Here is a 21662-nt window from a genome sequence, read left to right as displayed (position 1 = left end):
CGGCCCCGGGGGTTCGGTTAGGGTGCCCGCCCGGGCGCCCCTTTCACGCGCCTCTATTTCCAGGAGCCTTCCGCATGTCCCGCATCATCCGCGCCTCTCGCGGCACCACGCTCTCCTGCAAGGGCTGGGTCCAGGAGGCCGCGCTCCGGATGCTGATGAACAACCTCGATCCGGAGGTGGCCGAGCAGCCCGGCGACCTGGTCGTCTACGGCGGCACTGGCAAGGCCGCCCGGGACTGGCCTTCGTTCGACCGCATCGTCTCCAGCCTCCAGAGCCTCACCGACGACGAGACGCTGCTCGTGCAGTCCGGCAAGCCCGTGGGCATCCTGCGCACGCACCCGGACGCGCCGCGCGTGCTCATCGCCAACTCCAACCTCGTGGGCCACTGGGCCAACTGGGAGCACTTCCACGAGCTCGAGAAGAAGGGCCTGATGATGTACGGCCAGATGACGGCCGGCTCGTGGATCTACATCGGCACGCAGGGCATCCTGCAGGGCACCTACGAGACCTTCGCCGCCGCGGGCCGCTTCCACTTCGGCAGCGAGGACCTGGCGGGCCGGCTCGTCCTCTCCGGCGGCTTGGGCGGCATGGGCGGCGCGCAGCCCCTGGCCGCGACCATGAACAACGCCGTGTTCCTGGGCGTGGAAATCGATCCGCACCGCGCGCAGCGCCGCGTGGAGACCCGCTACCTGGACGTGGTGGCGAAGGACATCGACGAGGCGCTGGCCCTGGCCAAGGACGCCCAGGCGAAGCGCGTGGGCCGCTCCATCGCCATCATCGGCAACGCGGCGTCGGTGTTCCGGGAGCTGTACCGGCGCGGCATCAAGCCGGACCTCGTCACGGATCAGACGAGCGCGCATGATCCGCTCAACGGCTACATCCCCACGGACCTGTCGCTGGAGGCCGCGGCGGAGCTGCGCAAGCGCGACCCCGAGGGCTACGTGAAGCGCGCCCGCGAGTCGATGATCATGCACGTGCAGGCCATGAACGACTTCCAGGCCGCCGGCAGCCACGTGTTCGACTACGGCAACAACCTGCGCGGCCAGGCGAAGGTGGGCGGCATGCAGAACGCCTTCGAGTTCCCGGGCTTCGTGCCCGCGTACATCCGCCCGCTGTTCTGCGAGGGCCTGGGGCCCTTCCGCTGGGTGGCCCTGTCCGGGGACCCGGAGGACATCCGCCGCACGGACCGCGCGGTGCGCGAGCTGTTCCCGCAGAAGGCGTCGCTCAACCGCTGGCTGGACATGGCCCAGGAGCGCGTGGCGTTCCAGGGCCTGCCGGCGCGCATCTGCTGGCTGGGCTACGGCGAGCGCGCGAAGGCGGGGCTCGCCTTCAACGAGCTGGTGCGCAAGGGCGAGGTGAAGGCGCCCATCGTGATTGGCCGCGACCACCTGGACTGCGGCAGCGTGGCGTCGCCCAACCGCGAGACGGAGGCCATGAAGGACGGCTCGGACGCGGTGGCGGACTGGCCCATCCTCAACGCGCTGGTGAACGCGGTGAACGGCGCCTCGTGGGTGTCGTTCCACCACGGCGGCGGCGTGGGCATGGGCTACTCGCTGCACGCGGGCCAGGTCATCGTCGCGGACGGCACGCCCGAGGCCGCGCGCCGCATCGAGCGCGTGCTCACGTCCGACCCGGGCATGGGCGTGCTGCGCCACGCGGACGCGGGCTACCCGGAGGCCATCGACGTGGCGAAGGAGCGAGGCGTGCGCATCCCCGGCCTCACCGCCTAGAGTGCGCCGGATGCCAGTTCGCGTCCGAGCAGTCGTTTCGACAGCGGTGTGCGGTGTACTCGCGGGCTGCACCCCCACCACCGCCGGGCCCATGGTGATGCGCATGGGCCCGGGCATGCCCCGTGAGAACTACTTCCAGCTGGGCCTGCGCGCGGGCCCCCGCCTCAACGCCCCGCAGCTCGCGGAGCGCGGGGAGGAGGACCCCTTCGAGGGCGACGCGAAGCCCTTCGTCAGCGAGCAGTGGGGCATCGACCTGGACGGCTCCGTGACGGTGCCCGTGAGCGAGCGGCTGTCCTGGCACCTGGGCCTGCAGGGTGAGTTCGTCGGCCTGCCGGCGCCCGCCTACGGCATGTACACGGGGCTGTCGTATTACATCGGCTCGCGGACGGTGGGCCTGGCCCCGGCCCTCTCCTTGAGGGGCGCGTCGGACTTCGGCCTGGGCGACCGGAACAGCACCAGCAGCCTCTTCGGCCTGGAGGCCACCTGCGCGTTCACCGTGCAGCCAGAGGACGGCATGTCCCTGGGCCTGGTGCCGTTCATCAGCGCGCACCAGGCGCTGGTGAATCCCGGCTCGCAGGTGACGACCTATTTCTACGGCGCGGTGGTGGCCGCGCAGTTCAAGTTCGGCGAGAGCCGCACGAGGCTGGAGCTGTCCGGTGGCTATGGCCGGGCCCACTCGGGCGGCACATCCTGGAACGCGCCCGTCGCGGGCGTGCGCGGAGGACGGTGACCATGGAAGCCCTGGACCTGTGGGTGCGCAACGCCTCCGAGGTGCTCACCGTGGAGGGCACCCACCGCGAGCCCGCGGAGCAAGCCCTCACCCCCCACCCCGGCGCGGGCCTTGGCCTGCGCGCGGGCCGCGTCGCCTTCGTGGGCCCGGAGGCGGCGCTGCCCCGGGGCGCGCTCACGGACGCGACGGAGATCATCGACGCCGAGGGCGGCTTCGTGGGCCCGGGCTTCGTGGATCCGCACACGCACCTGGTCTTCGCGGGGGAACGCTCCGCGGAGTTCGACCTGCGCAACCAGGGCGCCACGTACCTGGAGATCGCCAAGGCCGGCGGCGGCATCGTCAACACCGTGAGCGCCACGCGCGCCGCGAGCGAGGAGGAGCTGGCCCGGCTCGCCCTGCCCCGCATGGAGCGGCTGCTCGCGCAGGGCGTGACGACGGCCGAGGTGAAGAGCGGCTACGGCCTGTCGCTCCAGGACGAGCTCAAGATGCTGCGCGCCGTGCGCCGCCTGGGGGCGCTGTCCCCGCTGGAGCTGGTGCCCACGCTCCTGTGCGCGCACGCCGTGCCCGTGGAGTACCAGGGCCGCCGGGGCGACTACCTGGACCTCTGCATCAACGAGATCCTCCCCGCGGTCGCCCGCGAGGGGCTGGCCCGCTTCTGCGACGTCTTCACCGAGGAGAGCGCCTTCACGGTGGAGGAGTCGCGCCGGCTGCTCCTCGCGGCCAAGGCGCTGGGCCTCACCCCGCGCCTGCACGCCGATCAGCTCACCGCGTGCGGAGCCTCCGCGCTCGCCGCGGAGGTGGGCGCCGCCAGCGCGGACCACCTGGAGCAGGTGACGGACGAGGGCATCCGCGCGCTCGCCGCCGCGAACGTCACCGCCGTGCTCGTGCCCACCTCCACCCTCTTCCTGCGCATGCGCCCCTATGCGCCCGGCCGGAAGCTGCGCGACGCAGGGGTCAATATTGCTTTGGGTTCAAACGTGAACCCTGGTTCTTCCATGACGGAGAACCTGGCGCTGGTGCTCGGGCTCGCCTGCCTGGAGAACGGCCTGTCAGCCGCGGAGGCCTACTGGGCCGCCACGCGAGGGGCCGCACAATGCTTGGGGTTGCAACAGCAGGGGCGACTGGCCGTGGGTGATGCGGGCGACCTGGTTGTCTTCGGGTGTCGCGGTTACCGGCATCTGCCTTATCATCTGGGGGTCAGTCACGCGCGAGTGGTGGTGAAGGGTGGACGGGTGGTGTTTCGCGCGCGGATGAATGTCTGTCCCTGAGTGGGTGCCGCTGAACAACGGGCATCGTCCGAGGGGGCAGGTGGAACTTCCCTCGTGGGCCGGCCGTTGTAGAAATCAGCTGCCACCATGTGCCGATTATTTGGTTTCAGATCCGCTGTCCCCGCTGCTGTCCATACCGCCCTGGTGACGGAGAGGAATTCCCTCCTCATCCAGTCGCGTGAGCACAAGGACGGTTGGGGCATCGCCACGTACGGTCCGGAGTCCTCGCCCCTCGTCGCGCACGGCGTGGGTCCCGCGCACAGCGACCCTGACTTCGAGCGGGTGTCGAGCCAGGTCTCCGCGCGCACGGTGGTGGCGCATATCCGGCTCGCGAGCGTGGGGGCGGTGGAGCTGCGCAACTCCCACCCGTTCCATTTCGGCCGCTGGTCCTTCGTGCACAACGGCACGCTGCGCGAGTTCGCGAAGCACAAGGCCGCCGTGGAAGCGCTCATCCACCCGGAGCTGCGCTGCAACATCAAGGGCACCACGGACAGCGAGCGCTGCTTCTACCTGTTCCTGTCGCGGCTCTCGGCGCGAGGACCGCTCGACGGAGTGGTGAGCGTGGAGGCGATGGCGCAGGCGCTCGCGGAGACGATGACGCTGGTGTCCGCGCTGACGGACGTGCCGGGGAGCCGTGAGCCGAAGGAGCGCTCCGCGATGAACTTCCTGGTCACGGACGGCGAGGCGATGGTGGCCACGCGCCGCAACCGCACCCTCTTCATCTCCTCCGGCCTGGGCGGCTGCCCCGAAGCGCTCCGCACCCCGAGCACGCGGGTGCCGCTCCAGCAGTTCCTCATCGCCAGCGAGTCGCTGTGCGGCGGGCCGTACTGGGTGCCCGTGGAGGAAGAGGACGTGGTGGGCGTGGACTCCAGGCTCGTCTTCCACCGCTGGAGCGTGCAGACGCTGGCGGATGCCGTGCTCCCCGCGCGGCCCTCCGTGGCCTGAAGCGGGCCCTCTTCAGCCCAGCCACGCGTCGAGCAGCGCGGCCGGACGCGCGCCGAAGGCCTCCACGTCGAGGCTCCGCGCGTCCTCCCCCACATGGCGGAGCGTGACGCGCAGGAAGTCGCGCGGCGCGGCCTGGGGGATGCGGTCCAACCACTCCACCAGCATCGCGTGGTCGCCGCCCACCAGGTCCAGGAAGCCGGTGGCGTACAGCTCGTCGTAGTCCGTCAGGCGGTACAGGTCCGCGTGGTACAGCGGGATGCGGCCCTCGTACGGGTACACGATGGCGAAGGTGGGGCTCGCGACCTCGGAGCGCGCCACGCCCGCCCCTTCCGCCACGCCGCGCACCAGGTGCGTCTTGCCGGCGCCCAGCTCGCCCACGAGCCCCACGAAGTCCCCGGGCTGGAGCAGCCGCCCCAGCTTCACGCCCAGCTGGTGCGTCTGCTCCGGGGACGGGGACACCTGGCGCCGCGAACGGGTGGGCTCGCCGCTCATCGGCCCCACCGCACCCAGACCTCGCCCAGGCCCTTGTGGAGGTCCGTGGCGATGAGGCCCATCAAGCCGCGCTTCTGGGCCACCAGGTCCCCCGCCAGCCCATGCGCGTACACGGCCGTCCACGCGGCCTTCGGCAGCGGGATGCCCTGCGCGAGCAGCGCGCCGCACACGCCCGACAGCACATCCCCGGTGCCGCCCGTGGCCATGCCCGCGTTGCCGGTGGGGTTGATGAACACGCGGCCGCTGGCCTCCGCGATGAGCGTGCGCGAGCCCTTGAGGACCACCGTGACGTTGAGCGACGTGGCCATGTTGAGGGCCACGCCCACGCGGTGGGCCTGGACGTCCTTGGTGGTCCGCCCCCACAGCCGGGCCATCTCCCCGGGGTGGGGCGTGAGCAGCACGGGCCCCTTCGCCCGCCGCAGCACCGTGAGGTCCTCCGCCACCGCGTTGAGCACGTCCGCGTCCAGCACCGCGGGCATCTCCAGCGACGCCAGCAGGTCGCCAATCAGCGCGCCCGTCTCCGGGCCCCGGGGGATGCCGGGCCCCATCACCAGCGCGTCCTTGCCCTCCAGCGCGGCCTTGAGCGCCGCCAGGTCGCCCTTGCCCAGCGGCCCCTCTCCAGGCAGCGGGATGCCCATGATCTCCGGCGAGTGCGCCATCACCCACGGCAGCGCCTCCGCGCGCGTGGCCACGGTGACGAGCCCCGCGCCGCTGCGGAGCGCCGCCAGGGCCACCATCGCCGCGGCGCCCGTCTTGCCCGGGCTGCCCGCGACCACCAGCACGTGGCCGTAGGTGCCCTTGTGCGAATCCGCGCGGCGCTTCGGCAGCGCCTCGCGCGCGTCCTTCTCCTCCACGCGGAACAGCTCCGGGCCGGACACCGCGCGCGAGGACTCGCCGCCCAGGCCGATGTCCACGCGCCGCACGTCGCCGCACAGCGACGCGCCCGGCTCCAGCTCATGCGCGGGCTTCACGAAGCCGAAGGCCACCGTGACGTCCGCCTCCACGCACGTGGGGAAGGGCTCCGCGGTGTCGCTCTGGAGGCCTGACGGCACGTCCGCCGCCACCACCTTCGCCCCGGCGCGCCGCCACCGCGCCACGGTGGCGATGGCGTCCGCGAAGGCCCCTTCCGGCGCGCGCTTCAGGCCGGTGCCGAAGAGGGCATCCACCACCACGTCGCCTGGGCCCGCCTCCGGCAGGGCCTCGAAGGCCCGGGGAGACTCACCGAAGCCCTCCAGCGCCTGGAGGTTGCGCTTCGCCTCGGGCGTGAGCTTCGCGCTGTCGCCCACCAGCGACACCACCACGCGCCCGCCGCCCTCCAGCAGGAAGCGCGCGGCGACGAGCCCGTCCCCGCCGTTGTTGCCCGGCCCGCAGAGCACCGTGAAGCGCCCTCCCGGCCCCGCCACGCTCCGGGCGGCCTCCGCGAGCGCGCGGCCCGCGTTCTCCATCAACAACCCGGACGGCATCCCGTGGCGGTCCTGGGCGGCCGCTTCGGCTTCACGCATCTGGACGGCGGTGAGCACGCGCTGCATGGCTTCCAACCTCCCCTACTTCGTCTGGAGCACCACCGTGGCCGCTGCCACGCCGGCATCATGGGTGAGCGCGAGCATCGCCTCCCACCCCCGCGCTTCCATCACTTCACGGGCCACGCCGGAGAGCACGAAGCGCGGCGGACCGCCCTCGCGCACGACCTCCATGTCCCGCCACTTCACGCCCGGAGGCACGCCCAGGGCCTTCACCAGCGCCTCCTTCGCCGCGAACCGCGCCGCGTACGCGCTGGCCGCGTCATGCCGCGGGGCGCAGTAGGCCCGCTCGCCGTCGGTGTAAACGCGCGCGAGGAACGCCTCCGCGCGCGGTCCGGCGAGGATGCGCTGGATGCGTTCGATGGAGCAGAGATCCAACCCCAGGCCGACGATGGACATGGCGGGCTACCCCGGGTCGCGCATCAGTTCCAGCATCTCGCGCACCGCGCGCTCGAAGCCCACCAGCACGGCCCGCGCCACGATGGCGTGACCGATGTTGAGCTCGTCGATCTCCTGGATGCGCGCGATGGCCTGCACGTTGTCGTAGTTGAGCCCGTGGCCGGCCGCCACGCCCATGCCCAGCTTCGCGCTCGCCTTGGCCGCGTCCACGATGCGCGCCAGCTCCCGCGCGCGCTCCTTCTCGTTGCGCGCCTCGCAGTAGCGGCCCGTGTGCAGCTCCACCCGGTCCGCGTTCACCTTGTGGGACGCGCGCACCTGGTCCAGGTCTGGGTCGATGAACAGCGAGACGGCGATCTCCCCGTCCTTGAGGTTCTTGATGATCTTCGCGATGGACTCGCGCTGGCCCGCCACCTCCAGGCCGCCCTCGGTGGTGAGCTCCTCGCGGCGCTCCGGGACCAGCGTCACCACGTCCGGCTTGTACTCGTAGGCGATCTTCACCATCTCCGCGGTGGCGGCCATCTCCAGGTTGAGGAGCGTCTGCACCGTGTCGCGGAGGATGCGCAGGTCCCGGTCCTGGATGTGGCGCCGGTCCTCGCGCAGGTGGATGGTGATCTGCCGGGCGCCGGCCAGCTCCGCCATCGCCGCGGCCGTCACCGGATCCGGATACACGGTGCGCCGCGCCTGCCGCAGCGTCGCCACGTGATCCACGTTGACACCCAGTCGCTGTCCCATCGTCCCGCTCCTTGCGCTGGCGCGGTGCGGGATTGTCCGGGGCCCGGGCCCGCGCCGGCCCCTCTATTCGTGGCCGGCGTCCGGAAGTCAACCGCTGTCGCTACCCGTTGAGCGCCTTGGAGAGCGCCTCGACGATCTCCCGGGCGTACGCCTCGTTGCGCGTCGCGTCCTCGCCCTCAATCAGGACGCGGGCCTTGGGCTCGGTCCCGGAGAAGCGCACCAGCACCCGGCCGGCGTTGCCCAGCTTCTGCTCCACGTTCTTGATGGCCTTCATCACCGTGGGCAGCTCGCCCAGCTCGCGCTTGTGCTTCACCACGACGTTGAGCAGCGTCTGGGGCACCGGCTGGAAGATGGAGGCCAGCTCGCTCAGGGGCTTCTGCTGGCGGCACATCACGGCCAGCAGCTGGAGCGCCGCGAGCGTCCCATCGCCGGTGGTGGTGTGGTTCAGGAAGATGAGGTGGCCGCTCTGCTCGCCGCCCAGGCTGTAGCCATTGCGGCGCATCTCGTCCACGACGTGCCGGTCGCCCACGCGCGTGCGGGCCACCTTCACGCCCCACTGCGACACCGCGCGCTCCAGGCCGATGTTGCTCATCACCGTGGCGACGAGCGTCTTCTTCTTCAGCTCCTTGCGCGCGACCAGCTCACCCGTGCAGATGGCCATGATGGCATCGCCGTCCACGACGCTGCCCTTCTCGTCCACGACGATGAGGCGGTCCGCGTCGCCGTCCAGCGCGATGCCCAGGTGGGCGCCGTGCTTCACCACCGCCTTGGCCAGGCCCTCCGGGTGGAGCGCGCCGCACTTGTGGTTGATGTTCTTGCCGTCCGGGGACACGCCCAGCGCGATGACCTTCGCGCCCAGCTCCTCCAGCACCGACGGCGCCGTGCGGTACGCCGCGCCGTTGGCGCAGTCCACCACGATGGTCATCCCCTCCAGCGTCAGCTCGCGGGGGAAGGTGGCCTTCAGGTAGACGATGTAGCGGCCCCGCGCGTCCTCCAGGCGGATGGCGCGGCCAATCTTGGTGGCCGTGGGGCGGATGTTGTCGATCTCACCGCTGGAGACCAGCTCCTCGATCTTGGCCTCCGTCTCATCCGGCAGCTTGAAGCCGTCGCGCCAGAAGAACTTGATGCCGTTGTCCTGGTACGGGTTGTGGGACGCCGAAATCACGGCGCCCGCGTCCGCGCGCATGGACGTGGTGAGGTTGGAGATGCCGGGCGTGGGCAGCGGGCCCACCTGCTCCACGTCGACGCCCATGGAGATGAGGCCGGCGGACAGGGCCTGCTCCAGCATGTAGCCGGACAGCCGCGTGTCCTTGCCCACGATGACGCGGTGGCGGTGCGGGCCGTTGCGGATGAGGTACGCGAGCGCCCGTCCGAGCTTCATCGCGACCTCGGCCGTCATCGGATAGACGTTGGCGACGCCGCGGACGCCGTCCGTGCCGAACAGCCGCTCCGTCTTCGGTGCTTCCTTGGGGGGCATGTCCATCCTGTACGCCATGTGTGCCGCTCCACCTTTCCCATTGCCGGAAGGGCTCCGGCCACTCACGTCCGAGGGCTTATACCCCGTCCGGCACGTGGGCCCGAAGCTAGGGATGCGGTGCCCCCCAGGCAAGCACCCGTGCGGGCGCGCCTGGAGCCTCCCGGACATCCGAGCTTGCGCGCGTCAGCCGCCGTACAGGTCCCCGCCACCCCGGGCCCAACGGATGGCCTCCGCCACCGCCAGCGCGTCGCGCGCCTCCGCCACGTCGTGCACCCGGACGACGTCCGCGCCCCCCATCACCGCCATCGCCGCCACGGACCCCAGCGTGGCCGCCAGCCGTTCGGTGGGGCCCTTGCCCCCCGTCAGCGTCCCCAGGAACGACTTGCGGCTGGTGCCCACGAGCAGCGCCTGTCCCAGCCCGCGCAGCTCCTCCAGCCGCCGCAGCAGGAAGAGGTTGTGCTCCAGCGTCTTGCCAAACCCGATGCCCGGGTCCAGGAGGATGCGCTCGCGCGGGATGCCCGCCTCGGTGGCCTGGAACATCCCCTCCTCCAGGTAGTCCATCACCTCGCCCACCACGTCCTCGTAGTGGGGCGTCTGCTGCATCGTCCGGGGCATCCCCTGGGTGTGCATCAGGCAACAGGCGGCGCCCGCGGCGGCCACCACCCCGGCCAGCGCCGGGTCGAAGTGGAAGCCGGTGACGTCGTTGATGAGGTGCGCTCCGGCCTTCAGCGCCGCCTGGGCCACCGGGGCCTTCATCGTGTCCACGGAGATGGGCACGGTGGAGCGGGCCCGCAGCCCCTCCACCACCTGGAGGACGCGCGCGGTCTCCTCCTCCACGGACACCGGGAGGGAGCCCGGCCGGGTGGACTCGCCCCCCACGTCGAGGATGTCCGCGCCGGCGTCCACCAGCTTGAGCCCGTGCTCCACCGCGCGGGCCGCGTCCAGGAACTGCCCCCCGTCGGAGAAGCTGTCGGGCGTCACGTTCACCACGCCCATGAGGTACGTGCGCGTGCCCCACTCGAAGCGACGGCCGCTCAGCGTCAGCGCCGGCAGGGGCGCGGGCGAGAGCACCTCCTCCAGGGCGCGCGCCAGGCCGTCCGTCCGAGGGGACTTGCGGGCCAGCGAGATGAGCCGGTCGAACTGCTGGCGGCTGCCGGACAGGAGCACCTCGCCGGGATGGTCGCGGTGGAGCCCCGCGGTCCAGGTGGGCAGCTTCTCCCGCTCCTTGGAGCCATGCGGCGGCACCAGCTCCTCCTCATAGGAGGGCCGGCCCCCGGTGACGAGCACGTGCGCATGGCCCAGCTCGCGCGTCAGGTGCTCGCGGTTGCGGGGAGACAGGTTCAGGCGGCGGAGGACGAGGGACAGGTCGTCGGGACGATCACGGGCGATGAGGCGGGCGCGCAGCACGGTCAGGACCCCTTCAGAGCGTGAGGGCGGCGAGCGGTCAGTGTCGCCGCTTCTCCGGGTCCAGGGAAGATGGCTTGCGCACCGGCGGGCGACGCCAGCGGCGCCGGCCCCCCATGAAAAAGGCCCTCCCCGCTTGAGCGGAAAGGGCCTTCGTCACTTCAGGGAGAACCGGAGGGCGCTCAGGCCTTCTTCGGCTCCATGTTGGGCAGCCCCTCGAGCGCGTCGAGGATCTTCCGCTTGTCCTTCTTCTCCGTCGGCTTCGGCGTGGAGCTGATGCGCGGCGCCGGACGCTCGCGGGTGAGCTGGCCACCCTGGAGGATGATGTTCACGTCCTCGGCGTCGAGCGTCTCGTACTCCACCAGCGCGTCGGACACGCGCTGGAGCACGTCCAGCTTGTCCGTGAGCAGCTGCTTGCCGTGCGTGTAGCAGCCCACGACGATGCTGCGGACCTCCGCGTCGATCTGACGGGCGGTGTCCTCGGAGTAGTCCTTGGACGCGTTGAAGTCGCGGCCCAGGAAGACCTCACCGTCGCTCTTGCCGAACGCCAGCGGGCCCATCTTCTCGCTCATGCCCCAGCGGCACACCATGGCGCGCGCCGTCTCGGTCGCCCGCTCGATGTCGTTCGCCGCGCCGCTGCTCATCTCGTTGAACATGAGCTCTTCGGCGATGCGGCCACCCATGGCCATGGTGATCTGGTCGAGGATCTGCTTGCGGTAGCCGTTCACCTTGTCCTCGGTGGGCAGGCTCCAGGTGACGCCCAGGGCCTGACCGCGCGGGATGATGGTGACCTTGTGCAGGGGGTCGCACCCGGGCAGCAGCTTGGCGAGGAGCGCGTGGCCGGCCTCGTGGACGGCCGTGTTCCGCTTCTCCTTGTCGGTCATGATCATGGACCGGCGCTCTGGCCCCATGAAGACCTTGTCCTTCGCCTGCTCGAAGTCCGCCAGGTCCACGCGCTCCTTGTTCTGGCGCGCGGCCATCAGGGCCGACTCGTTGACCAGGTTCTCCAGGTCCGCGCCCGTCATGCCCGGCGTCCCGCGGGCGATGACCTCCAGTTCCACCTCCGGGGCCAACGGCACGCGGCGGGTGTGCACCTTCAGCACGCCCAGGCGGCCCTTGAGGTCCGGACGGGGAACGATGATGCGGCGGTCGAAGCGGCCCGGGCGCTGGAGCGCCGGGTCCAGCACGTCCGGACGGTTGGTGGCGGCGATGAGGATGACGCCGTCGTTGGACTCGAAGCCGTCCATCTCCACCAGCAGCTGGTTGAGCGTCTGCTCGCGCTCGTCGTGACCGCCGCCCAGGCCCGCGCCACGGTGACGGCCCACGGCGTCGATCTCGTCGATGAAGATGATGCAGGGGGCGTTCTTCTTGCCCTGCTCGAACAGGTCGCGCACGCGGCTGGCGCCGACGCCCACGAACATCTCCACGAAGTCCGAGCCGGAGATGGAGAAGAACGGGACGCCCGCTTCACCGGCCACCGCGCGGGCGAGCAGCGTCTTGCCCGTGCCCGGAGGCCCCATCATCAGGACGCCCTTGGGGATGCGGCCGCCCAGCTTGGTGAACTTCTTGGGGTCCTTGAGGAAGGCGACGATCTCCTCCAGCTCCTCCTTGCACTCGTCCACACCCGCCACGTCCGCGAACGTGACCTTGTTGTGACTTTCGCTGAGGAGCTTCGCCTTCGACTTCCCGAACGTCATCGCCTTGCCGCTGCCGCCCTGGAGCTGGCGCATGAAGAAGATGAAGAACAGGAACAGGAAGACGACCGGCATCCACTGCCCGAGGATGGTCAGCCAGAGGCTGTTCTGCTCCTCGCGCTCGTACTTCACGTCCACGCCGCTGGCGCGGAGCTGGTTGAGCACCGCCACATCCGGCGCGGGCCCCGTCGTCCGGAACTTGTCGTTCGAATCGCTGAACGTGCCGGAGTAGGTGTTGCCCTTGACGGAGACGGCCCGGACCTTCTTCTCCTCCACCTTGGTCAGTAGCTGGGTGAAGGTCGGTTCCTGCACCTGCTCGTTGCCTTGCGAGAAGAAATTGTAGAAGGCGACGAAGAGGACGATCAGGATGACCCAGAGCCCGATGGTCTTGTAGGTCGAACGCACGTTTCAGCTGCCCTTTCGGTACTCGGCGGGATGAGGGCCGTGCCAGGAGAATCCCCGGCGAGGTTCGTCATGTGCCCGGCGCCCGCCCGTATGCAGGCCAGCGACGGACCGTATCAGCAACAGTAAAAAGCCCTCAACTATTTAGGGGTCCGCGACCATCCCCCGTTTTGAAGCATCGACTCTATAACGGAGGGGTCTTCGGTTCGCTTGCGGCCAGAGGGACGGCCCACAGCGTCTGTCGGGAAGCCACCGCGTCTGGACGTGACTCCAGCCCCGGTCCGGCGAAGCGCGGCGGAACGCCCGGAAGCCACAGCGGCTCCCCGCGCGCGTCCACCACCACCGGTTGCCCCTCCCGTGCCTCCGTGGGGACGCGGGCGTCCACCAGCACGTCCTGCACCTTGCGGTGCCCCGAGCGCGTCCGGATGCGGTCCCCCGGCTTCCGGGAGCGCACCGTGAGCGGCCAGGCCGTTTCCCCATCCAATCCCAGGGCCAACACACCCGGGGGCGCGGAACCTTCCGCCACCTGGAAGCGCCAGGCGCCGAAGGTCCCCTCCGCGCCCGGCCCGGAGAGCTCCAGCGCCTCAGGAGCCGCTCGCGCCCCGGGCGGCACGCAGCGCACCCGCCCACCGGTGGCCCTGAGCAGGAAGCCGCCGCTCAGCGTCGCGACACCCCCTCCGCGCACCGCCTCACCACAGCGCTCCAGCGTGGCGTGGTCCACCCGCACGCCCGCTCCTCCCAGCAGCCGGGCGAGCACGCGGCGAAGCAGCGGCGGCTCCAGGGCGCGCAGCCCCACGGCGTCCAGCCCGCCCCCTGGCAGCGCCAGCCGCTCCCAGGACGCGTCCGCCCAGCTGGCGAGGAGCGCCTCGTCCTCGGCGGCGAGGCGCGCGAAGGTGGCCAGGTGCGCCACGGTGCTGAAGCCCGCGGCCCGGTGGAGCGCGGGCAGCACGTCCTGGCGCACGCGGGTGCGGAAGAAGGACGGGTCCGCGTTCATTGGATCGCTCACGAACCCGACCCCCTCGGTGGCCAGGAAGGCGAGCACGTCCGCGCGCGAGCACGTCAGCAGCGGCCGGAGGAGCGTGGGCGCGCGAGCGTGGACGCCCCGGGCGCCCCGGAGGGCTGTCCCTCGGGCCAGGCGCATCAGCAGCGTCTCCGCCTGGTCCTCGAGCGTGTGGCCGGTCGCCACCGCGTCCAGCCCGCGCTCCAGGCGCAGGACCTCCAGGGTCGCGTAGCGTGCCTCGCGGGCGCGGGCCTCCACGCCCGCCCCGGGCGACAGCGCGAGCCTGCGGACATGGCAGCGCAGGCCCAGGCGTGCGGCCAGTCCGGTGACGCACGCCACCTCGTCCGCGGCCTCCTCCCGGAGGCCATGGTGCACCGTCGCCACCTCCACGCGCATCTTCAGGGTGTCGCGGACGCGGGCGGTGCCCACGAGGAGCGCGGTGGAGTCCGCGCCTCCGGAGACGGCCAGCAGCACCGAGCGCGAGGCGAGGCCGTGCTCCGCATAGGAGCGGGCGAGCGCGGCGGGCAGCGGGGGAAGTTCAGGGGACGCGCGGGGCATGGCGACTGCGGTGGAATGGAGGAGCGGGAGGCCGGGTTACAGAGTCGCGGTGGCAGGAAGGCGTGGGGATGGATTCCATGATCCCCACAACGGATGGACGCGGGGCGGAAATAGAACGGCGCCTCACGGTTGTTGGCTGGACGTTCTGGACTTCATGACGTTGGGCCTAGGGGTCCCCCCCCTCCCCCTCTGGGCCCACGGGGCCGCTTGGAGATTCGCTCCTGGCGGTCCCTCTTTCCGAAACGCCCCGGCTTCCCTCGTGGAGGCCGGGGCGTTTGCTTTTTTCGCGCGCCACGCTCTTTTTCACCGGCACACCGCACGTCCGCGCCATGCAATGTCGGAAGCGGAGCGTTCAGCCCGCGTGCGCACGAACGAGTGCTCCGAAACCGTTGACCCTTCAGGGAGTCTGTCGGATAACCGCTCCGGTGTGTTCAGGTCGTCACCTCGAATCCGCCCCGGAGACCCAGGTATGGCAGGCACCGACAAGCGCAAGCAGTCGCTGTACTTCCCCGAGGAGATGCTGAAGGAGATCCAGGAGGAGGCGAACCGGCAGGACCGTTCGCTCTCGTGGGTGGTGCAGCAGGCCTGGAAGATCGCTCGCGACCGCATCAAGTCGTTCCCCGCGGTGAACGACGTCACTGGCGATGAGCGCCAGGACCCGCGCGAAGAAAGGCCGTAGTCAGGCAATGGCCACCACGGATCATCGCAAGCAGTCACTCTATTTTCCCGAGGACATGCTGGAAGAGATCCAGCGCGAGGCGACGCGGCAGGACCGTTCCCTGTCGTGGATCGTCCAGCAGGCGTGGAAGGTCGCCCGCACCGACATCCGTCGGATGCCCTCGGTCAACGACGTGTTGGGCCCCCTGCCGCCACGGCCGGCGGCCCCCGTGGCGTCTGCCGCCGCTGCCGCTCCCGCGGCGGTGGTGGCCAGCGCCCCGGCCTCCTCGGACGAGCCCTCCAAGACGTAAGGGCCCTTCCGCCCCCGGCCCCGGAAGTCCGCACCCGCGTGGAGTCAGCGCGGCGCGGGCCGGGAGGGCCGGGCACAGTTGTCGAAGATGACGCGCGGGGCTTCCTTCAGCGCCTGGACCGGGCTGGGGTAGGTGCTCTTCATGTACGCCGCCGTGATGTTCGCGTCGGTGCCGCCCAGCTTTCGCGCCTGCACCGGGTTCCTGTCGGGGTCCTGTCCCGCGTTGCCCAGGATGCCACCGTAGCCGTCGCCCCCCTTCAGCAAGAACGTGGACATCGCCACGCGGTAGCGGATGGACGCGTCGTCACGCGCGGGCAGGGACACGGCGCGGCCCTTCACGCGCAGCTCCTTCACGCGCTGACCCGCGGGCCGCGCGCAGTCCACCCGCAGCGTGGTGCCGTCGGACACGTGGAGGAAGGCGCCGGACGGCGACACGATGGCCTGCCCTTCCACGGCCAGCGTCTCCACGGCGTGTTCGAACAGGGCCACGAGCTGCTTCTCCGTGAGGTCCACGGTCACGACGAGGTTCTCGAAGAGGATGACCTCGTGGAGGACGCCGTCGGTGAGCGCCCCCGGGCGCAGCGACGTGCGGGTGACGCACAGGCCCTCGTCGCGCAGCGAGCCGCCGTTGATGATGCCCAGCTCGGTGGGCTTCGCGGCGCCGTCCTCGGCGTGGAGGAAGGCGTCCGCGGCCAGCTGTCCCAGCGCGTTGTTGTCGTGGCGGGTGAACGCCTTGTCCAGGAGGACCTCCTCGCCCAGGTAGCCGACGACGGCGTCGGGGTCGTCCACCAGGGGGGCGCAGGAATCGTTGTAGGCGAGGCACCCGGGCAACAGCGTGAGCCCGGCGAGCGCGGCGGCGAGGAAGCGGCGGTCCATCAGTAGAAGGCCCTCAGCGTGAGGTAGCCGGACACGCCCTCGCGCGGCAGGAGCGCGGTGATGCGGTCGGGGCGGGGCACGTCGTCGCGCAGGTCGTGGTCGAAGAGGTTCTGCGCGAACAGCGTCACCTCGAAGTGGTCCCAGATGGGTTCGGTGCGCAGCTGCGCGGTGATGAGGCTGTAGGCGGGAATCTTGTAGCGGCGGATGAGCTCCAGCGTGGAGCGGCTGTTGTTGCGGCGCTCGGCGCCGGAGCGCACCACCACGTCCAGGTTCACCCAGTCCCCCAGGGGCATGGACACGCCCGCGTTGAAGCGCGCCTGGGGCACGTCGGTGAGCAGCCGGGCCTGGTCCGGCAGCTCCAGGTCCTGCGCGCGCGACAGGCTGGCGTTGACCCACGCGGCGGCGCGCTTCGACGCTTCCAGGCGGGCCTCGGCCTCCACGCCGTACACGCGCACGCCCAGCTCGCGGTTGCGCAGCGGGACGATGTTGCCGCTGGTGTCCACCGGCGTGATGGGCGACGCGAAGTTCTGGAGGAACGCGTTGGCGCGCACGCGCACGCGGGTGTCGCCAGCGGCCTGGACCAGGTCCGCGCCCAGCTCGAAGGTGTCCACGGTGGTGGGCTGCAGGAGCGGGTTTCCCTCGAAGCGGCCCTGGTTGTAGTCGGTGTCGGGGATGCGCTCGACCAGCTCCTGGGGCGTGGGCGGGCGGAAGGCGCGGCCGTAGAGGGCCTTGAGCACGAGCGCGTCCGTCGCGGCGATGACCAGGCCCACGCGCGGGTTGACGCGCACCACCGTCTTGCGGCCGTCGAGCACGCCCTGGTCGTTCACGTCGGGCAGCTGGGTGGCGTCCACGCGCAGGCCGAAGGTGAGCGTGAGCGCGGAGAGCAGGGTCCACTGGTCCTGCGCGGACACGCCCAGGTTGAGGCGGCGGGAGGCCGCGCCATCGGCGAGCTGGGTCAGGTCCACGAGGCCCTCGGGCGCGGCGGGGCTGGGGCGCAGGCGGCCGTCGAGCGTGTAGTTCGTCGTGTAGTCGTAGCTGGCCAGGGACTGCTGTTCGGCGACGAAGCCGAGGGTGAGGTGGTTCTCCTTCGCGAGCGCGAGGTCCGCGTCCACGGAGGCCGTCACCGTGCGCACGGTGACGCTCGTCTCCTCCTGGAGGCCCTGCGGGAACAAGCGATCCGCGCCCTCGCCGGTCCGGAAGCCCCTGGGCGTGAGCTGGAAGCGGCGGTCGGTGGACTGCTGATCGAAGCCAAGCCGGGCCCGCACCTGCCCTCCGTCGGACAAGGGCCGGTCCCAGGTGAGGTCGGCGAGGAGCACGTTCCAGGACAGCGCCGAGTCATTGCCCACGGTGTCGAACAGCCCCACGAGGGCATCGCGCTTCTCCGCGAGGTAGCGCGCGCTGACCCCCACGCGTCCGGCGCTGTCCAGGCCGTAGGACACGCCCGCGCCGGCATTGACGAGGAAGCGGCCGTCGCTCGTGCGGCCCGCGGGGTCATCCACGTCACGCAGGCCCTGGTCCACGGCTTCGGCGTCGAGCGCGTCGTGGTCGATGATGAGCGAGTCACCTTCCTGGGTCCACAGGTCCAGGTCCGCGAAGAGGCGCAGATCGCCCGAGGTATGCGCGGCGGCCAGGTGGCCGTCGGTGGAGAGCGCGAGCCGGCCATCATCGCGAGGGACGCCGCCGGTGGTGATGGCACCGCGCACGCCGTCGGCGTGGTTCATCACCAGGTTGACGACGCCCTGGAAGGCGCCGGCGCCGTAGATGGCGGAGCCGGGCCCGCGGATGACCTCGATGCGCTCCAGGTTCTCCACCGGGAGGTTCATCAGCGCCTTGCCGTCGAAGAAGTTGTTGAGGCGGTGGCCGTCCAAGAGGAAGAGCACCTCCGCGTCGTTGCGCAGGCCCCGGATGGCGGTGCGGTGGAAGCCCTGCACGTCGCGGCTCACGGACACGCCCGGCACGACGTCCAGCACGTCCGCCACCGTGCGGGCGCCGAGCGCGCGCATCTGCGAGCGATTGAAGGAGGCACCGATGGCCGGCACGGTGCGGACGGCTTCCTCCTGGAGTGTCGTCACCGCGAGCACGTCCTCGGCGCTGTAGAGCGCCAGGTCGTCCTCCATCGACGTGCGGCCAGAGGCAGCGGGTTCGCGGGAGGAGGCAGGCGCACGGGCTGTGCCACTCCGGGTGTCCGGAGGAAGGTCCGCGTTGAGCGCGGCCATCGCGTCGTCCGAGTCCGATGCGCGGGAGCCTCGAGAGGAAGACCGCGCATCCGCGCCGGCCGTACGGGCCGGGGTACGCGAATCAGTGGCCTCCGGGCGTGCCGGGGAACGTGCATCCGTGCTGCTCGTGCGTGCCGGGGCGCGCGCGTCGGCTGCCTCCGGGCGGGGCGGGGAGCGTGGATCCGCGCCGCTCGTGCGGGCCGGGGCGCGCGGGTCGGAAGCCTCCGTGCGCGCCGTGGAGCGGGCGTCCCCTCCCTCCGCGCCGCTTGACGTCCGCGCGTCAGTGGTTCCCGCGCGGGTCGTGGACCGCGGGTCGGTCGCTTCCGTGCGCGTCGAGGAACGCGAGTCCGGACCGCCAGGAGAACGGGGGTCCATGCCCTCCGTGCGGCTTGAGGCGCGTGGGTCGGACGCATCCTGGCGGGGCGCGGCGCGGACATCCGCGGCGTCCGCGCGTGATCCGCCCCGCGCACCGGACATCCCCGTGGACACCGGGGCCTGGGCGCCTCGTGGCCCTGAGGCCCCCTCGCTGTTCTCCGACCCTCCCGAGGGCGGCGAGAAGGCATCGATGTTGGGCGCGGACCGCGAATCCTCGCCGGTCCCCCTGCGCCCACCCGACGAGGCGCGAACCGCCGGTGGCTCCGGGGCCTGCGCTCCAACGACGACCCGCGCGGGCCGGAGCGCGGACATGAAGAGCGGCGTGCGCTCGCCATTCAACATCGAGGCCTCGACGAAGTACTCCACGCCGGGCGGCACCATGTGCTCGGCCGGAATGACGGCGCGGTACAGGTCCCCGTACTGCCGCTCCATCACGACCTGGATGTACGGCTCTCCGGGACCTCGGTAGCGGACGAAGACCTCCAGCACCTTGCCGCCATCCACCAGCGTCGCGTCCAGTTGGAGGGGCTGGCGAACGTCCGCGCGCGGCGGTGACGCGTGCAGCAGCGCAGGCTCCTGCGCGTGAACGGAGGCCGCGACGAACACCACGGCGCAGAGGATGAGCGTGCGAGGAAGTGCGGTCCGCAAGATTGACAGCGATGGTCCGTTGCAGGGCCATGCGAGTCAAGCAACACACCCGTTCGCTTCCCGCTGATTTTTTGCCGGCCCTGCGAGCGCATGCGACGGTGCCTCCCGCTCCATGCGCGCGTCGCTTGCCCTTCACCTCGCCCTCTTCCGTCGCCAACGCGCCCAGATTGCCCGGGTGGTCGAAGGCCGCACCGAAGCCTTCCGCGCCTACGAGGCCCGCTACCGCCGGCGCACGAGCGCCTATCAGCGCGTGGTGCCCCTGACCCACGTGCACCAGCGCATCGCGGCGTCGGACCTCGTCTACGTCGGTGACTATCACACGCTGCCCCTCGCGCAGCAGACGTACCTGGACCTCGCCGAGCGCGCCCTCGCCTCCGGACGCCGCGTCGTGCTGGCGCTCGAGTGCGTGGAGGGCCGGCACCAGGCGGCCCTGGACGCGTACCTCGCGGGGCGCATGCCGGAGCGCACGCTCCTGTCACGCCTGGGCCATGGCCCTACCCCGGGCTTCGGTCCCGGCGCCGGCATCCGCGCCGTGCTGAGCTTCGCGAAGCGCCTCAAGCTCGAGGTCGCCGCCATCGACCGTCGGGCCCAGGGAGAGCGCTCGCTCGCGCTGCGCGACGCCTTCGCCGCCGAACGCATCGCCCGCGTGGCCCGAGCGGAGGACGTCCCGCTGGTGATGGTGCTGGTCGGCCAGTTCCACGCCGCCCCCTGTCACCTGCCCGCGCAGGTGGAGCGCGCCCTGGGTGACGCCCACCCGCGCCGGAGCCTCGTCGTGTACCAGAACGCGGAGGGCCTCTGGTGGCGGCTCGCGCGAGAGGGCCGGCTGGGCGACGCGGAGGCCGTGGAGCTGGCGGACGGCGCGCTGTGCCTGATGAACGCCTCGCCCGTCCTCTGTCAGCAGAGCTTCCTGGACTACCTGGAGGCCGAAGGCGACGACGCGCCCCTCCTGGACCGCAGCGCCGCGGAGCGCTTCCGCGAGATGGCGGAGCTCATCGGCCGGCTCGCCGGCGTGCCCGTGGGCCGCGAGCTGGACTCCGTCGAAGTGACCACGGCCGCGGACGGAGACGTGCTCGCGCGCATCCGCCGGCGCGGCCGCTTCACCCAGGCGGAGCTGTCCCAGCTGCGCAAGCACATCCTGTCGCGTGAGAGCGGCTACATCCCGCGCGCGCGCACGGCCTGGCTTGCGTCGCTGTCGCTCAACCACGCCGCGGAAGAAGCCGCCCACTTCGTGCGCCACTGCGCCGTGGGCGACGCCATGGACGCCCCCCGCGGCGCGTCCGAGGCCTTCTACGCACGCTGCCTGGAAGAGGCCCTGGGCTTCTTCGGCTCCAAGCTGGTCAACCCGCGCCGCACCTGCCCCACGGTCGCGGAGTGGGCGAAGCGGTTCGGTGAGTCCAGGGGCCTGGAGCGGCAGACCGCCGCCTTCGTCCTCGCCCACAAGGCCACGGAGTCCGAGGCCCCCGACGAGGCCGTGAAGCTCCTGCCCCTGCGCCGCGACCGCCTCTTTCACGGCGTCAGCCACGCGCTCGGCTACCTGCTGGGCGACAGCCTCTACCGGGCCTTCGACGCCGGACAGGTGGACACCGCCGACATCCGCGCCCTCTTCCGCGACCCGCTCGACGATCCCCGGGCCGCGTACCTCGCCTGGGCCGCACGCCTTCGCGGCGTCTGATCCACCCCCTCCGCCGGGGAGCACTCCCCGGCAACGCCGACGGTCCACGAGCAGCACGACCGCCGGCGGCGGGAGCACGGCGCGACTCAGGCCTTGTTGACGATCGTCTTGGGCGGCAGCTTGAGCACCTGGCCCACCTTGATGTGGTCCGGGTCCTTGAGCTGGTCCTTGTTGGCCTCGAAAATCTTCGTGTACAGCTTCATGTCACCGTAGATGTCACGGGCCAGCTTGCTGAGCGTGTCGCCGGACTTCACGGTGTGCACGCCGTAGGGCTCGGCATGGGTCACGGTGAGCATGACCATGACCTCGTCGTTCCACTTCGGGTGCTTCGCCTTGATCTGATCCCACATGCGATCGCGGTCGAAGGCGTGTTCGACCGAGCCCTTGATGATGAGCTTGCCGTTCTCCTCGCGGGTCTCGATCCGCGCGCCCACGTTCTTCGCCACGTCCAGCACGTCCTGGTAGTCGCTCTGCAAGGCCATCGCGTCCTCCTGGGGACACGGGGGACATGCGGTCGCGACTGGCAGCCCCCGTGAGGCCGCGAACTCTAGGCCCGG

18 protein-coding genes are annotated in these 21662 nt (G+C 71.3%); 7 read left to right on the top strand and 11 right to left on the bottom strand.

The genetic code is table 11. The features are described from left to right. Positions 1–74: 74 nt before the first annotated feature. The 4 genes from hutU to FOF48_RS23195 all read left to right on the top strand — a co-directional run bounded on the left by hutU (position 75) and on the right by FOF48_RS23195 (position 4673). The gene (hutU, locus tag FOF48_RS23210; RefSeq protein WP_143904956.1) at positions 75–1730 is read left to right on the top strand and encodes a urocanate hydratase; all 1656 of its coding nucleotides are present in this window, start codon (positions 75–77) and stop codon (positions 1728–1730) included. A gap of 10 nt (positions 1731–1740) precedes the next feature. Beyond that, positions 1741–2460, top strand: a complete 720-nt coding sequence (locus FOF48_RS23205) for a hypothetical protein (RefSeq protein ID WP_143904955.1) — start codon at positions 1741–1743, stop codon at positions 2458–2460. 2 nt (positions 2461–2462) lie between these two features. Further along, a complete protein-coding gene (gene hutI / locus FOF48_RS23200; RefSeq protein ID WP_143904954.1) occupies positions 2463–3728 on the top strand; it encodes an imidazolonepropionase in 1266 nt (421 codons plus the stop codon). An 87-nt stretch (positions 3729–3815) separates the two neighbouring features. Beyond that, positions 3816–4673, top strand: coding sequence for a class II glutamine amidotransferase (locus tag FOF48_RS23195; protein WP_143904953.1), 858 nt, complete (start codon positions 3816–3818; stop codon positions 4671–4673). Between the two features lie 12 nt (positions 4674–4685). Here the strand turns inward: FOF48_RS23195 and tsaE are convergent, their stop codons facing one another. From tsaE to tilS, 8 genes are all read right to left on the bottom strand, one after another. Next, entirely contained in the window at positions 4686–5165 is a 480-nt protein-coding gene (gene tsaE / locus FOF48_RS23190; protein ID WP_143904952.1) for a tRNA (adenosine(37)-N6)-threonylcarbamoyltransferase complex ATPase subunit type 1 TsaE, read from the bottom strand. Beyond that, a complete protein-coding gene (locus FOF48_RS23185; protein WP_143904951.1) occupies positions 5162–6694 on the bottom strand; it encodes an NAD(P)H-hydrate dehydratase in 1533 nt (510 codons plus the stop codon). The genes tsaE and FOF48_RS23185 overlap by 4 nt, the downstream gene beginning before the upstream one ends. A 15-nt stretch (positions 6695–6709) precedes the next feature. Beyond that, positions 6710–7084, bottom strand: coding sequence for a holo-ACP synthase (locus FOF48_RS23180; protein WP_143904950.1), 375 nt, complete (start codon positions 7082–7084; stop codon positions 6710–6712). 6 nt (positions 7085–7090) lie between these two features. Next, on the bottom strand, positions 7091–7816 hold the full coding sequence (locus FOF48_RS23175; protein WP_143904949.1) for a pyridoxine 5'-phosphate synthase: 726 nt from the start codon (positions 7814–7816) through the stop codon (positions 7091–7093). 100 nt (positions 7817–7916) lie between these two features. Continuing rightward, positions 7917–9311, bottom strand: a complete 1395-nt coding sequence (gene glmM, locus FOF48_RS23170) for a phosphoglucosamine mutase (protein ID WP_143904948.1) — start codon at positions 9309–9311, stop codon at positions 7917–7919. A 165-nt stretch (positions 9312–9476) separates the two neighbouring features. Then, positions 9477–10700, bottom strand: coding sequence for a dihydropteroate synthase (folP, locus tag FOF48_RS23165; protein ID WP_143904947.1), 1224 nt, complete (start codon positions 10698–10700; stop codon positions 9477–9479). A 179-nt stretch (positions 10701–10879) separates the two neighbouring features. Then, a complete protein-coding gene (gene ftsH, locus FOF48_RS23160; RefSeq protein WP_143904946.1) occupies positions 10880–12796 on the bottom strand; it encodes an ATP-dependent zinc metalloprotease FtsH in 1917 nt (638 codons plus the stop codon). Between the two features lie 181 nt (positions 12797–12977). Further along, positions 12978–14351 (bottom strand): tRNA lysidine(34) synthetase TilS, encoded by a 1374-nt coding sequence (gene tilS / locus FOF48_RS23155; protein WP_143904945.1) that lies wholly within the window; start codon positions 14349–14351, stop codon positions 12978–12980. A gap of 469 nt (positions 14352–14820) precedes the next feature. Here tilS and FOF48_RS23150 point away from each other — a divergent pair, with 469 nt between their 5' ends. Beyond that, positions 14821–15030, top strand: a complete 210-nt coding sequence (locus tag FOF48_RS23150) for a TIGR04563 family protein (protein WP_143904944.1) — start codon at positions 14821–14823, stop codon at positions 15028–15030. 7 nt (positions 15031–15037) lie between these two features. Beyond that, the gene (locus FOF48_RS23145; protein WP_143904943.1) at positions 15038–15319 is read left to right on the top strand and encodes a TIGR04563 family protein; all 282 of its coding nucleotides are present in this window, start codon (positions 15038–15040) and stop codon (positions 15317–15319) included. Positions 15320–15363: 44 nt separating this feature from the next. Here FOF48_RS23145 and FOF48_RS23140 read toward each other — a convergent pair whose 3' ends face one another. After that, positions 15364–16194, bottom strand: a complete 831-nt coding sequence (locus tag FOF48_RS23140) for a 5'-nucleotidase C-terminal domain-containing protein (RefSeq protein ID WP_143904942.1) — start codon at positions 16192–16194, stop codon at positions 15364–15366. Then, a complete protein-coding gene (locus FOF48_RS23135; protein ID WP_143904941.1) occupies positions 16194–19433 on the bottom strand; it encodes a TonB-dependent siderophore receptor in 3240 nt (1079 codons plus the stop codon). Before FOF48_RS23135 ends, FOF48_RS23140 begins: the two co-directional genes overlap by 1 nt. A 112-nt stretch (positions 19434–19545) precedes the next feature. On the opposite strand from FOF48_RS23135, the gene FOF48_RS23130 reads away from it, so the two are divergent. Then, complete coding sequence (locus FOF48_RS23130; protein WP_143904940.1) at positions 19546–21105, top strand: ChaN family lipoprotein; 1560 nt, start codon at positions 19546–19548, stop codon at positions 21103–21105. A gap of 86 nt (positions 21106–21191) precedes the next feature. On the opposite strand, the gene FOF48_RS23125 is transcribed toward FOF48_RS23130, so the two are convergent. Then, positions 21192–21587, bottom strand: a complete 396-nt coding sequence (locus FOF48_RS23125; protein ID WP_143904939.1) for a LysM peptidoglycan-binding domain-containing protein — start codon at positions 21585–21587, stop codon at positions 21192–21194. Positions 21588–21662: the final 75 nt, after the last annotated feature.

Origin of the sequence: Corallococcus sp. Z5C101001, from assembly GCF_007352635.1 — a bacterium.
Classification (GTDB): domain Bacteria; phylum Myxococcota; class Myxococcia; order Myxococcales; family Myxococcaceae; genus Corallococcus; species Corallococcus silvisoli.
This window is presented reverse-complemented; position numbering and strand designations above follow the sequence as displayed.